This is a genomic window from Mesorhizobium sp. WSM4848 (assembly GCF_055811375.1).
The window spans coordinates 1-13,256 of record NZ_JBVVPX010000066.1 but is presented as its reverse complement, the minus strand read 5'-3'; the positions used below and the strand labels follow the sequence as shown (position 1 = coordinate 13,256).

Here is a 13,256-nt window from a genome sequence, read left to right as displayed (position 1 = left end):
CGCGAAAGCCAGCAGTATCTCAGCCCCTTGCCGGGACCCCCCTGGTGAATGGGTCAAATTGAGCGGGCGATCGCCATTTTGTCAAGCGTCCATCAATCGGCAACGCTAGCTGGGCGCGGCCGATATCCAGGAACTATTGAGCCTGCGTAAGCCATTTGGGCTTTGGCACAGCCTGCAACAGGCTTTGCGTATATCCGTGGCGAGGCGCCCTGAACAGCGCCGCGGTTAGGCCCTCCTCGACAATCCTTCCGTCTTTCATGACCATGATCCGGTCGGCGAAATGGTGCACGATCGGCAAGTCGTGGGTGATGAAAATATAGGAGAGGCTAAGCCTCGTCCTAAGGTCGGCCAGAAGGTCGATCACCTGCGCCTGGATAGAGACGTCGAGCGCCGAAACCGCCTCGTCGCAGACGATCAGTTCCGGCTCGCTGGCAAGTGCGCGCGCAATGGCGATGCGCTGCCGCTGGCCGCCGGAAAACTGGTGCGGGTAGCGCTCGGCGTGCTCCGGCAACAGCCCCACCAATTCCAGGAGCTCTGCCACGCGAGCCTTCCACTTGTTCTTCGGCAGAATATCGCGGTGGATCACCCAGGGTTCGGAAATGATCGAATAAACGCGCATGCGCGGATTCATCGATCCGTACGGATCCTGGAAGACCATCTGGACCTTGCGCCGAAACGCCATAAGGCGCTTGCCGTTCATGTCGAAGATGTTCTCGCCGGCAAAGACCGCCTTGCCGGCGCTTGGCGCGTTCAGCCCCAACAGCATGCGCGCGACGCTCGATTTGCCGGATCCGGACTCGCCGACGATGCCGAGCGTTTCTCCTCTCCTGACCTCGAAGCTTATGTCGTCCACCGCCTTGAACGTCCGCTTGCTGCTAAAAGCTCCGGAAGCAAGCTCATAGTGCTTGGTGAGATGTTCCACCTTGAGCAGCGTCTCGCCGGCGATCGCCGTCGAACGCTTGTTCGGCGCCTCCGCTGCGTTGCCGTGGGGCAGGGCGGCGATGAGGCGGCGGGTATAGGCGTGCTGCGGATTGCTGAAGACTTCCTTGGCGATGCCCGTCTCGACGACCTTGCCGCCGTTCATGACGATGATCCGGTCCGCCATGGACGCGGCGACTTCGAGGTCATGGGTGATCATGATCAACGCCATGCCGGTTTCGCGCTGGAGATCGCGCAGCAGATCGAGGATCTGCGCTTGCACGCTGACGTCCAGAGCGGTCGTCGGCTCATCGGCGATCAGGATGTCCGGTTTCAATGCGATCGCCATGGCAATCATCACGCGCTGGCGTTGTCCGCCCGAGAACTGATGCGGATAGAAGTCGACGCGGTTTTGCGGCTCTGGAATGCCGACGCGCCGAAGCAGTTCTATCGTCTTGGCGCGTGCGTCCTTGCCGGCTCCCGCGCCGTGGCTCTCATAGACCTCCACGATCTGGCGCCCCACCGTGTAGACAGGGTTCAAATAGGCGAGCGGATCCTGAAAGATCATCGCAATCCTGCGGCCGTTGATGGCCCTGCGCGCTTCCGCGCCGAGGCCCGACAGTTCGACGCCGTCGAAGAGGCATGAGCCGTCCACGATATCGCCTGGCGGACAGTCGATGAGATCCATCACCGTGCTGGTGCTGACGCTCTTTCCCGAACCGCTTTCGCCGAGGATCACCAGCGTCTCGCCACGGCTGACGTGGAACGAGACATCGTCGACGGCGCGTACAGGCTCATCGTCCGAAAGGAAATCGACGGTCAGGCCCTCGACTTTGAGAATGGTCGCGTTGCTCATCGGGCAGCTTTTCGCAATGTCTGAAGGCGCCAGCGCTGCTGCGGATCGGCGACGGTGCGCGCCCAGTTCGAGAGGATGTTGAGCGACAGCGTCGTCAGCATGATTGCAAGGCCCGGCCAGAATGCGATCCACCAGGCGGTGGCGAGATAGCCGCGGCCGTTTGCCACCATTGCGCCCCAGGTGAAGTCGGGTGGCTGAATGCCGAGGCCAAGGAAACTCAGCGCCGATTCCGACAAAATGACGGTCGCGAAATCAATGGCGGAAATCGTCACCAATGTCGGCAGGACCAGGGGGGCGATGTGCCGGATGATGATCCGGGCCGGCTTTGCGCCCATGGCTCGCGCCGCGCTGACGAACATGCGCTCGCGCAGCTCCAGCACTTCCGCGCGCGCCGTTCTGAGGTAGATCGGCATGCGCGTCACGGCGAGAACGATCACCAGGTTGGTGATGCTCGGACCCAGCGTGTAGAGCACGATGAGCGCCAGCAGCAGTGAGGGAAAGCTCATGACGACATCGGCCAGGCGCAGAATGAGATGGCTGTACCAGCGCTCCGAATAGCCCGCTATCAGGCCCAGCGTTCCACCGACCAGCATCGACGCGAACACCGCCGCCGCGGCAATGCCCAACGTGTTCTGCGCGCCGACAATCAGCCTGGCCAGGATCGGCCGGCCGAGGGTGTCGGCGCCCAGGACGTATATCCAGCCGCTTGCCAGCGAGAACGGGGCGAGGTTGCGCTGGCGCAGCCCCAGGCGCGATGCGGCGTCGCCCACCAGCCACGGGCCGAGGACCGCCGCGATGACGACGATCGCCAGGAAAATGGCAGCGGCGAGCGCAAGCCTGTCGCGCTTCAAATAGGCGAAAAGCACGCGGCCGCTGCCTGGAACGGCCGCCGGCTTGATGTCGGGGGTGATGATCGTCATGGCTCAGTACCGAATGCGCGGATCGAGAACCGCATAAAGCAGGTCGATCGCGATGTTCAGGATGAAGATGGCGGTTGCCGTCACCAGAATGGTCGACTGGACGACGGCAAAATCGCGCTGGATGATCGAATCGATCATCAGCTTGCCGATGCCGGGCCAGCCGAATATCGACTCCACGACGACGGCGCCGTTGACGAGGCTGGTCGCCAGGTCGCCGGCGACCGTGACGACGGGCAGCAGCGAGTTGCGAAGCGCATGCCCGAAGATGATCTTCTGCCGCGGCAGGCCCTTGGCCCTTGCGGTCTTGATGTATGGAGAGGCAAGCGCCGACAGCATTGTGCCGCGCACGACCTGCACCAGGAGACCGAAGGGGCGAAGCATCAGCACGAAGGTCGGCATGATCCAATGCGCCCAGCTGCCGGTGCCCGATGTCGGCAAAACTCCGAGCCCCACGGCGAAGACAAGGATGCCGACGATGGCGACCCAGAAATCCGGCGCGCTTGCGCCGGCCAGCGAGACGAGGCTGGCGACACGGTCGAACATGCTGCCCGGCCGCGCGGCCGCCAGACAGCCGACAACGATAGCCAAGGCGGTCGACAGTGTGATCGCGACGACGGCAAGCTTCAGCGTTTCCGGGAATGCCTCAAGCGCGACCTGCATCGCCGAGCGGTTCTGGCGCAGCGATTCACCGAAATCCAACTGCAGCAGATCGCGCAGATATCCCAAAAACTGCCAATGGATCGGCTGATCGAGGCCGTTCAATCGCGCGAACGCGGCCCGAGCTTCCGCAGTCGAGTCCAGAGGCAGGTACAAGGCGGAAGGATCGCCGGTGAGCCGTGTCAGGAAAAAAACCAGCGTCAAAAGACCGATGACCGACAGGATGCTGTGCGACGCCCGGCGTCCAAGATAGGTTATCATTTCGGATGCCCTTCGGCGGATATCGACGGAGGCAATGGGTCAGGGGCGCAGGGCGACGATCGGCCTGGCGCCCCCGTATCGCTCAGTCTTTGATGGCGATATTGGCCAGCGGTATTTCGCTGTTGGTGGTGATATCTGGCTTCCATTCCAGCCTGGTGCCAACGCGGGTGTAGCCGATCATGTGGAACATCGGGATGTCCGCCACCACTTCGTTGCGGGCCTTGCCGAAGATCGCCTTGAAGCTGTTGGTGCGGGCTTCGCCGGTCGCCGCCAGTGCCTCGTCTATCTGCTTGTCGAATGCCGGATCGGCCAAGGTCGAGTAGCTGCCGCTCGATCGATAGAAGATCGGCACCGTGAAGGCCGCATCGCCCTTGTTGTTGTCATGCATCATCTGCAGGAGATTGGGGCCGCGCTCCGCCGGGAACGGCTTTTGCAGATAGCGCAGCCAGTCGGCGACATCGAGCATGGTAAGCTTGACGTTGAGGCCGGCGTCCTGCCACATCGTCATCATCGCCTCCATCGCTTCGGCGCCGTTCGGATAGATGCCGTTTCGCCCGATGAGCTTGATCTCGGTGTCGACCGCCACACCCGCCGCGCGCGCCTCTTCGATCAGGCTTTTCGCCTCTTCCGGATCATACGGCCAAGGCTCGAGCGCATCGTCATGGCCATTGATCCCGGAGACGACCATCTGCGACGCACGCTTGACATCGTCGCCGAACAGCTGGGCAAGGCCTCCCCAGTCGATCGCCAGGTTGAGCGCCTTGCGCACGCGCAGGTCGTCGAGCGGCGGCTCGGCGGTATCGACGCGGATCGCGGTGGTTTCGGAGTTGAGGTAGGCGAAATCCGTCTCCGGATTGCTGGCGTCCTGGATGGCAATCGACGGTGTCAGGTCGGCTTCCCCCGTTTCGACCATGGCGGCTCGAATCGAGGATTCGGGTCGCCAGACATAGGTCGCCTTGGTGATCTGCGGCTTGTTGCCCCAATAGCCGTCGAACGCGTCCAGTACCACGGTCTGCGGGGAAAAGGTCGACAGCGTGAACGGGCCGGTGCCGATCGGATCGTTCACCGCCTGGTCGACCGGCGTCTTCGGCGAGACGATCATGACCACGCTCAACAGCGTTGGCATGATGGGCTCGGGCCTGTCCGACTTTATTTCGACGGTCAGGTTGTCGACCGGCGTCAGCGTCAGTTTGGCATCACCGAATTTCGCAATGTTGCTGCAGGTAAGCTTGCCGCTGATCATCCTGTTGATGGAGAAGACGACCGCATCCGCATTGAGTTCGGCTCCGTCCTGGAATTTGACGCCCTCGCGCAGCTTGATCCGCCAGGTGGTCGGGTCCACGCTGGTCCACTCGGTCGCCAGTTTCGGCTGGGGCTGTCCGCTGTTCGGATCGATGACGGTCAACGATTCAACCACGTTTTGGCTGAGTATCTGGCCGACATTGGTGATGATGGTGCCGCAGGGCTCCAGATTGGCCGGCTGCTCCGGCAGGACGATACGGATCTCCTGCGCCGCTTCCTGTGCGACGGCCGATGGCGCGGCAGCGGTCATCAATACGACAGCCGCAATCGTGTGAATGCCTCTATTCATGTCTCTCCTCCCTTGATCTTCCATTTGGGATCTTCCGTTTTGGCTGTCGCGCGAGACGATCCTCCTCATCCCGTTCGGCCGACAATTTGCCGATCTGCGGCGGCTAGGCGGCGATCTTCTCGATCAGTCCGCGCAGCACGTCTTTCTCCTGCGGCTTCAGATCGGTCAGCGGCGGCCGAAGCGGGCCGGGTGTCCGTCCGATGAGCTCGACGCCTGCCTTGATTATCGACACCGGATAACCTTGCTCGCGATCGCGCAAAGCCGCGAAGGGGAAGAAGAAGCCGTGCAGGATTTCTTCCATCGCAGCGCGATCACCTGTCCGCATCGCCCTGTAGAAGCGCTGTGCCAATTCCGGCACGAAGTTGAAGACCGCGGAGGAATAAGTCGTCACGCCGGCGCCGTTGAAGCCCTCGGCGAACAGCTCATGCGTGGGCATGCCGCCGATATAGCAGAGCCGATCGCCGAGCTTTGCGGTGACGTGGCGGACAAGATCGACCTTGCCTGTGCCGTCCTTGAAGCCGATGAGGTTTGGGCACGCGTCAGCAAGGCGGGCAACCGTGTCGGCATTGGCGACCGAGTTCGCACGGTTGTAGATGATGACGCCGAGGCCGGTGGACTGGCACACGGCTTTGACATGCCGAAAAATCCCCTCTTGCGAGGCTTCCATCAGATAATGCGGCAGAAGCAACAGACCGTCGGCTCCCGCAGCCTCGGCGCGGCGGGCGATTTCCGTGGCGAGCGCCGTGCCGTAGCCGCAGCCGGCGATGATCGGCACGTCTCCCGAGGCATCCTTGGCCGCGCGGGTAACGTCGGCGACCTCTTCCGGCGACAGGGAGAAGAATTCACCGGTGCCGCCGGCCGCGAACAGGGCAGCGGCACCGAACCCCGACAGCCATTCGACATGCGCGCCATAGCTTTCAAGATTGAGGCTGAAATCCTCGTTGAAATGCGTGACCGGAAACGACAGCAGCCCTGAAGCGACACGCGACTTGATTTCATCTGGCGACAAAGGAACTCATCCCACAAATTAATATGATGCCGTCAAGATTCATATGATGACTATCCCGACGAGTCAACCGCCGGCGTTGTCCTGATTTGCCGGGCGCCGGACGGTCAGGGCGCGATAGCGCTTTATCCCGGTCACCAAATGGCGGCGCATCGCCTCACGCGCCTTTTCCGGGTCGCGGGCGAGGATCGCATCGGCGATTTCCCTGTGCTCCTGCAGAATCGGATGATCGCGATTGGGCAAGGGGTCGACGCCGCCCATCATCGTCTTGAACTTCACCCGCGGGATCATCCGCCGGCCGACATGTTCGAGGAAGGCCTTGAACCTGGCGTTGTTGGTTGCGGCGGCAATCGCCATGTGGAACTGGAAGTCCGCATCGTCCGTGGGTTGCCCTTGCGCCATGAGGTCGGCGAACCTTTCGACCTGAGCCTCGATTTCGGCCTCTTGCGCCGGCGAACTGCGGGCGGCGGCAAGGCCGGCTGCCTCGACTTCGATGCCGATGCGCAGCTCAAGCTCTTCGATGATGTCCGATATCTTGTTCGTTTCGTCGGTGAACAGCTTCAATCCCTCGTCGACGGGTTTCGGGCCGAGAACGAAGACGCCGGCGCCTTGCCGCGATTCCACCAACCCGTCGGCGCGAAGCGCGGCAATGGCCTCCCGGACCACGGTGCGGCTGTACCCGAACCGGTCGATCAGCGCCGGTTCTGTCGGCAATTTGTCGCCAGGCGCATAAAAGCCGGCTTCGATCTGGCCGCGCAGCGCATCTGCAACCTGAGAGACGAACGACCGCCGGGACGTTCGATGTTCGGCCTGCTGCATGGGTTCCTCCCAACTTTTGCCGGATCCTGAGAGTCCATACTCCCAGTGCGGGCCAAATGCGAGGTCATCATATGAAAATTCGTCGTCAGATGTCGAATGTCCCCTAAGTCATCATATGGCTTATGCGTCCGTGCTCACGTCAGATCGCCTGGCTCGCTTCCGTCGTGCTGGGCACGGCGATCGGCGAAATCCACGGAGTGGCAGCTTTCAGGCTGCGGCCGGCAGGTGATCGCGGATCCACCTGACGATCTGTCCCGCCGTCATTGCGCCGGATGTGCGCGCAACCTCCTGTCCGCCGTGGAAGAGGATCATGGTCGGGATGCCGCGTATGCCGAGCCTGGCTGCAACGGCCTGCTCATTGTCGGAATTGAGCTTGATCAGGCGAACATGCGGCTCCAGTTCGCTGGCTGCCGCTTCATAGGCCGGCGCCATCATCTTGCACGGGCCGCACCATGGTGCCCATACATCGACGACGACGGGGAGGCTGCTTCGCGTGACCTGGCGATCGAAACTCTGTGCATCGACGTCTGCCGGGTGACCCGAAAACAGCCTGTAGCCGCACTTTCCGCATTTCGCGTCCCCGGCGTCGCGTGCCGGCGGCAGGCGATTGACCCCGCCGCATTTGCCGCAAACCACCAGCTTTTCCCGCGTCATGGCCATTTCACCCATCTTTATGCGCGTCGCCGTCATGATGCTGTCTTGAGTGGAGCACCCTGCGCAGAAGCGGCCGCGTCCGAAACCTTTGCCAGCTCTGCGGCGATGTCGGCGAGCTTTCGATCGGCGTCGACCTTGCGCCAGGTGGACGGGGTGGCCTTTCGCTGCAATTGCCGCGAAAGAATATCAATTGTGGCATCGGAAGGACCACCCCGGCGCTCGCTTACCCGCTGCCAAAGAACGAGCGGATCCGCCTCGAGCCAGAATCCGGCGAAAGCAACGTCTCTGCCATTTGCAGCCGTCTCGATGCGCTCGCGATCGGCCGGCCGGTCAAAGACGGCATCGGCGACCAGCGAACCGCCTTCGGCAAGGATCAAATCGGCGCGCCATGCCATTTCGCGGTAGACGCGATCGGACACCTCAGGTCGATAAGCCCTGTCCGGCAGCTTCGTTTCAGCCGGCACACCATGCAGGGCTTTGCGGATGCGGTCGCTTTCGACAATGCGTGCGCCGGGCGGCGCGCCAACATGTGCGGCGAGTGCCTCGGCAACGGCCGTCTTGCCGGAACCGCTCAAGCCGCCGATGGCGATCAGCCGAGGAGGCTTTTCCTGGAGAAGTGTTCGGGCAAGCTCGAAATAGGATCTGGCCTCGGCAATCAGGCCGCCGGAATCATCACCGCCTTCCTCGATCTGCGTTGCGGTGACATGCGCGCGCACTGCGGCCCGCACTGCCATGAAAAACGGCAGGAGGATAAAGCCGTCCTCGTCGTCTGCTTCGTCGAGGTAGCGGTTCATCACCAGGTTGGCGAGTTCCGGAAAGCCGCGATGCCAGAGGTCCATCAGCAGGAAAGCCAGGTCGTAAAGCACATCGGTGCTGGCGATCTGGTCATTGAATTCGATGCAATCGAAGAGGCGGGGCTCTCCGTCGAAGAGGCAGATGTTGCGCAGATGCAGGTCGCCGTGGCAGCGCCGGATCTTTCCCGCCTTCTCCCGCCGGTCGAGCAACGCGCAATGACGGGCGAGGGCGGTGCGAAACATCCCGGTGAATGCCTTTTTCTCGGCTTCGTCGAAAACATGGCTGGTGGCAAAGCCGGCTTCGTTGATGGCGAGCACGCCTGCCAGGTTCGAGGATCCGCTGCCCTTGTGGACCTCCGGCGCGCCGCGATGATAGCGCACGATCATCCGCGCGACATCCGTCATCAGCGCAGGCGTCAGTTCGCCACCGACTGCCATACGATCGAGCAGCTTCGACTGATCGAAGCGGACCATCTCGATCGCCGCATCGACCAGTTCGCCGCTTCCGTCGATGGCCAGCTCGCCGCCGGCCTCTCGGGTGATCCGCCGCACCCCCAGATAGAGGCCGGAAGCAGTCTTGGAGTTGAGCTCGACCTCCTTCTCGCACGCGGCGAGCCGCAGCGCCGGCGTCGAGAAGTCGACATAGGGCAGCCTGACCGCTCGCTTGATCTTATAGGCGCGCTGGCCAACCAGGAAGATACGCGAGATATGGGTCTCGATCGCCTCGACCGGTCCGCTCTCGCCATATGCGGCAGGGTTCATCAACATCGCGGCCACGGATTGCTGATCCTCGACGATCATCGGATGCCTCTTTGTTTTGTATCTAGCCTGTGGAAGCCAACAAGCGTGGTCGCTGAAATTCCGCGCCATCAGACCCTTGCTGCCACAGCGCCTGGATATAACCAGCCAGGTGACGAATGCGTTCCGTGATGCTGCTTCTCCGGTGTTCGGAGCGTATTCTTGGCGTCCTCCGGCGGCCTGAAACCTGTTGGCGTCGGCCCGTGGGCATGTTGATACGGATCAAATGACGACCGGCGGCGTTCTTGACTCAGCGCCAGCAGCGCGCCGAGCCGTCTCGCTGTTGTTGCAACAACGATTGGGCTTTGGGGCAAAATCGGGAGCAGCCGCCATGGCTTTCAGGACGATACTTGCCGTTACGGGACCGAACGAGGGAGACGGTGATCTCAAGCTTGCCGCCGATCTATGCAACGAGATCGGCGCCCATCTTGCTGTTCTGGTCGTTGCCGTAGCTGCGCCGCCACCAGTCGGGGAGTATGCCGCGGTCGTTTCAGAAGCCTGGCTCGACGAGCGTCGGGTCGTCGAGGATCTGTTGAAGAAGCGAACTGCTGACCTGACGGCTTTTCTCGCCGGCAGCGTGCTTTCGGCCGATGTCTCGAGCGAATATCCGGAAGCCGGCTGGGCCGACGACACCATCGGCCGCCGTGCCCGCTACGCCGACATCACGGTCATTGGACCGGAGCTGCTTGCCAACGAAACGCTGAAAAGCAAAGCGATCGAAGGCGCATTGTTTTCTTCGGGAAAGCCGTTGCTGCTCATCCCCGCGGGGTCGCGGCCGACCCTGAAGCCGAAACGCGTGCTGATTGCCTGGGACGCCCGCCTGGAGGCATCGCGTGCCGTCCGTGAATCCCTCGACCTGCTGCCAGGCGCCGATGAGGTGCACCTTGTCATGGTCGATCCGGTGGAGGACGAGTACCGCCACGGGGCCGAGCCCGGAGCCGCCGCCTATCTCGCGCGGCATGGGGTGAATGTCACGGTCGACCGGCTGCCCAGCCTGGACCATTCGGTCGTCGACGTGCTTCGCCGGCACGCACTCGACATCGCCGCCGACCTGATGGTGATGGGCGCCTATGGTCATTCCCGGTTGCGCGAGCGCATCTTCGGCGGCGTCACCGTCTCGATGCTTGAAGACCCGTCGATGCCAATCCTTATGGCGCGGTAGCCGTCAGCCTGCCGCGGACGTCGGTCAGTCCGCCGGCCAGAGGCGGGCGCTTTCGGGAAACGCAAAGTATTTTTTCCGTAAGCCGCAGATCACGATCACGCTGCTCGAGATGCCCGCTCGCGGTTATTAACGCGTTACCCCAACGGAAATACCACCTCAACCTCGTAGAAAGCGATGAGCCCGGCCAATGCCATTAGGAGAGCAAGCACGCCTGCGCCGAGCAATAACTCGAACTTGTTTCCGTCGCTGCGCATGGGAACGCCATTGGTTGACAAGTTACTAACTTCTATGTGACACTTTTATGACAATTGCAAGTGTGGAAAAGGAAGCCTCGCTTCTGTTCAGACAATGGAGACCGATACTCGCGATTGTTGCAGGGTTATCTCTGCTGATTCTTTGTGCCAGTTTTGTACAAGATTTAAGCTTGTACGCTGGACGGGAACCGGACCTTTCGACAAAAATATGGCTCCTTGATGTGGATGTGGAACGGAGCGCGTTTACTTGGGTCTCCGTGCTGGTGCTTTTTTTCTGCAGCGGTCTTCTATTTCAGTGCGGAGACGATGCGGCGGGCCGTGGCAGTCAGTTCACTTGGCATTGGTACTTCCTGGGCTTCCTGTTCTTGCTTCTTTGTTTCGATGAATTCACTGGCCTTCATGAGAAGCTATCCGCTGCGTTGGCTGCGAGGTCAACCAATACGGGCCTGCTGTATTTTGCATGGGCAGCGCCGGCAGGCATCCTTAGCTTGGTGGGGCTAGCTGCCTTTGTTCCATTCATCCGCTCTTTCCCGACATCACTCGCTGTGCTGTTAGCGGTTTCGGCGGCGCTGTTTCTTGGCGGAGCGGTCGGGCTTGAAATGGTCGGCGGCAGCGTTGCAGAGGCGGAAGGTATGGAATCCTTGCGCTATCGCATGCTGGCGAACATCGAAGAAGGTCTCGAACTTGCCGGGACACTGACCTTTATCTACGCACTACTCTCATACCGTGAGATAACATCACGCACGCGCTGACCTCATCGCTGCGCCAGAGCAAGGTATGTCACGGTCGAGAAGAAAAGCGGCGGCCAACCGAACGGCAATTGCGCCTTGCAGCCTTTCAATCTGAAGGTTCGCGATGCCCCAATTCACAATACGCGATCTATGTCCCAGGCGAGGACATGGCAAAGCTTCAGGGGTGCTACTCCTGTCCTGCCAATAAAGGGTTGCAGGTAGGTAGCACTTTTCGGGAAAAAGCTAAGTGCTTGTTTTTTCTGGTCGGAGTGGCAGGATTTGAACCTGCGACCCCATCGTCCCGAACACGCGGGCGGGAGGTTCAGACCCCGTAGAAAACCCGGAATTCCGCGGGTTTTCGCGTTTCGATTTGACCCCGTTTGAGCCGTATGTTCCCCTTTAATTCCGGTATTTCGGGTAGGTTTCGGGTAGGAATGCGGGTTTTATCCTGCACTACCTATCCTAGCCGTACGACGTTAGATTTGACGCGGAGGGCGGGAGCCTTTGCCGTGATCCGCTCGGCGGCCTCCGCTTGGAAATCCGGATCATGGTGGTAGTAAGTCGCGCGAAGCACGGCCTCGGACATTCCGAGATAGTCGGCCGCCAGCGAAGTCGGCCGCCAGCGATAGTGATGTTCCGTTTTGCATAAGCCACGTCGCGGCGGTGTGGCGGAGGATATGCGGCGTTACGTCGGTTTGCCATTCGCCCGCTTCGTCATACCAGCCAAGGCCGGCCGCCTTGACGGCCGCCGCGAAGCCTTTCTTCACCGACTGCACCGGCTCGCCTTGCCACTCGACGACGAAGTCGTGCGATATCATCCGGCCGACCGTCCGGCTTTTGCAACGGTTCTCCGTCTTGATCCTGACCTCCGTCGTCGACCAGCGCCGCATATGGGCGAGAAGGCGATCGGGGAGCCGCACCGGCGGCTGGCGCTTCTTCGTCTCGCGCCTGCCTTCCGCGCGGCGATAGGAGACGCCACGATCGTAGCCGACGAAGCCGTGGCCTTCCGTCGGCCGCGTGGCGGCCCCACAGACGGCTCCAGAGCGCGTTCCGGTGTAAGAGCGCGACCAGAATGAGGCGCGCGACGTGCTGGCCCGTGCGGCGGTCGCTAGGCCCAGCGCGCGCTCATGTCGGTCTGAGGGTACCGCCACCGGGCAGCCTCTCGGCGTCTGGCGGTCGTCTCACTCGGGCCTGTGTGGTGAAACCGAAGGGGCACGAGGTGTCACGCATGAGCCTGTTATCCGATGGGTCGTAAGAAAATTTGGCCCGGATATTCCGACCCCTCCTTTTGACCCCGTTGAACCCGCTCACCCGAATTGTCTATCCGAGCTAGCTCAAGCGGCCGATTTGGGGGCGATCTATATCGGCTACTAATGACCTGTCGCTTGACGCTGGGGTTAATTGGGTGGGCACTCGTCATTGGGTGGGCACGTGCGTCAGGCCGGGGTGTAGGCTGGGGTACGGAAGTCGCAATCTTTGAAGGTCCGTCCCCGGCCGCACTCTTGAGACACCCGCCCGAGTGGCCTTGGGGGCGGCACTAGCCGGTGTAAGACTGACAGGGTGCCCAAGGCTCCGCTGTCTGGGTCCTGTCATCGCTCAGTCACTATTTAGTTGTGCTGCCACTGCACCCTGCGAAGGCAGCTCAAAGCAGCGGGGACTAACCCCAAGCCCCCCACCCGGTCCCCGCTGCTCATTTACCGTCACGGAACCCCGAAGGTCTAGCCGACCCAGGGCGCCGACGCAAAGGCAACCCCTCAGGCACCAGGGCAACGAGTTCAGGTTAACGGCGAGTTGTAATTTGTGGCACGGCGTAGGTTGGCGTGATTCAAGAGGCT

At 61.6% G+C, this 13,256-nt stretch carries 11 protein-coding genes; 2 read left to right on the top strand and 9 right to left on the bottom strand.

Annotation, left to right across the window (positions count from 1 at the left end):
- Positions 1–133: 133 nt before the first annotated feature.
- The 8 genes from AC0L16_RS32745 to AC0L16_RS32710 form a co-directional block, all read right to left on the bottom strand.
- Positions 134–1,774 (bottom strand): ABC transporter ATP-binding protein, encoded by a 1,641-nt coding sequence (locus AC0L16_RS32745; RefSeq protein ID WP_473625656.1) that lies wholly within the window; start codon positions 1,772–1,774, stop codon positions 134–136.
- Positions 1,771–2,694: an ABC transporter permease gene (locus AC0L16_RS32740; protein WP_473625655.1), complete on the bottom strand. Its 924-nt coding sequence runs from the start codon at positions 2,692–2,694 to the stop codon at positions 1,771–1,773. The genes AC0L16_RS32745 and AC0L16_RS32740 overlap by 4 nt, the downstream gene beginning before the upstream one ends.
- Positions 2,695–2,697: 3 nt before the next feature.
- Positions 2,698–3,612 carry an ABC transporter permease gene (locus tag AC0L16_RS32735; RefSeq protein WP_473625654.1) on the bottom strand — a complete coding sequence of 305 codons (915 nt, stop codon included), beginning with the start codon at positions 3,610–3,612 and terminating at the stop codon, positions 2,698–2,700.
- 82 nt (positions 3,613–3,694) lie between these two features.
- Positions 3,695–5,203, bottom strand: a complete 1,509-nt coding sequence (locus AC0L16_RS32730) for an ABC transporter substrate-binding protein (RefSeq protein WP_473625653.1) — start codon at positions 5,201–5,203, stop codon at positions 3,695–3,697.
- A gap of 103 nt (positions 5,204–5,306) precedes the next feature.
- Positions 5,307–6,212 (bottom strand): 5-dehydro-4-deoxyglucarate dehydratase, encoded by a 906-nt coding sequence (kdgD, locus tag AC0L16_RS32725; RefSeq protein ID WP_473625652.1) that lies wholly within the window; start codon positions 6,210–6,212, stop codon positions 5,307–5,309.
- 63 nt (positions 6,213–6,275) lie between these two features.
- Positions 6,276–7,028: a FadR/GntR family transcriptional regulator gene (locus AC0L16_RS32720; RefSeq protein ID WP_473625651.1), complete on the bottom strand. Its 753-nt coding sequence runs from the start codon at positions 7,026–7,028 to the stop codon at positions 6,276–6,278.
- 207 nt (positions 7,029–7,235) lie between these two features.
- Positions 7,236–7,682: a thioredoxin TrxC gene (gene trxC / locus AC0L16_RS32715; protein ID WP_473625658.1), complete on the bottom strand. Its 447-nt coding sequence runs from the start codon at positions 7,680–7,682 to the stop codon at positions 7,236–7,238.
- A 32-nt stretch (positions 7,683–7,714) separates the two neighbouring features.
- Entirely contained in the window at positions 7,715–9,277 is a 1,563-nt protein-coding gene (locus AC0L16_RS32710) for a bifunctional aminoglycoside phosphotransferase/ATP-binding protein (protein ID WP_473625650.1), read from the bottom strand.
- A gap of 328 nt (positions 9,278–9,605) precedes the next feature.
- Here AC0L16_RS32710 and AC0L16_RS32705 point away from each other — a divergent pair, with 328 nt between their 5' ends.
- Both AC0L16_RS32705 and AC0L16_RS32700 read left to right on the top strand, forming a co-directional pair.
- On the top strand, positions 9,606–10,436 hold the full coding sequence (locus AC0L16_RS32705; RefSeq protein ID WP_473625649.1) for a universal stress protein: 831 nt from the start codon (positions 9,606–9,608) through the stop codon (positions 10,434–10,436).
- Positions 10,437–10,737: 301 nt separating this feature from the next.
- The gene (locus AC0L16_RS32700; protein WP_473625648.1) at positions 10,738–11,442 is read left to right on the top strand and encodes a hypothetical protein; all 705 of its coding nucleotides are present in this window, start codon (positions 10,738–10,740) and stop codon (positions 11,440–11,442) included.
- A 524-nt stretch (positions 11,443–11,966) separates the two neighbouring features.
- Here the strand turns inward: AC0L16_RS32700 and AC0L16_RS32695 are convergent.
- Positions 11,967–12,572: a tyrosine-type recombinase/integrase gene (locus AC0L16_RS32695; RefSeq protein WP_473625647.1), complete on the bottom strand. Its 606-nt coding sequence runs from the start codon at positions 12,570–12,572 to the stop codon at positions 11,967–11,969.
- Positions 12,573–13,256 lie beyond the last annotated feature (684 nt).

Bases quoted from the DNA above. Each gene is read 5' to 3' on its own strand.
- AC0L16_RS32745 (WP_473625656.1), bottom strand. From the start codon at position 1,774: ATGAGCAACGCGACCATTCTCAAAGTCGAGGGCCTGACCGTCGATTTC.
- AC0L16_RS32740 (WP_473625655.1), bottom strand. From the start codon at position 2,694: ATGACGATCATCACCCCCGACATCAAGCCGGCGGCCGTTCCAGGCAGC.
- AC0L16_RS32735 (WP_473625654.1), bottom strand. From the start codon at position 3,612: ATGATAACCTATCTTGGACGCCGGGCGTCGCACAGCATCCTGTCGGTC.
- AC0L16_RS32730 (WP_473625653.1), bottom strand. From the start codon at position 5,203: ATGAATAGAGGCATTCACACGATTGCGGCTGTCGTATTGATGACCGCT.
- AC0L16_RS32720 (WP_473625651.1), bottom strand. From the start codon at position 7,028: ATGCAGCAGGCCGAACATCGAACGTCCCGGCGGTCGTTCGTCTCTCAG.
- trxC (WP_473625658.1), bottom strand. From the start codon at position 7,682: ATGACGCGGGAAAAGCTGGTGGTTTGCGGCAAATGCGGCGGGGTCAAT.
- AC0L16_RS32710 (WP_473625650.1), bottom strand. From the start codon at position 9,277: ATGATCGTCGAGGATCAGCAATCCGTGGCCGCGATGTTGATGAACCCT.
- AC0L16_RS32705 (WP_473625649.1), top strand. From the start codon at position 9,606: ATGGCTTTCAGGACGATACTTGCCGTTACGGGACCGAACGAGGGAGAC.
- AC0L16_RS32700 (WP_473625648.1), top strand. From the start codon at position 10,738: ATGACAATTGCAAGTGTGGAAAAGGAAGCCTCGCTTCTGTTCAGACAA.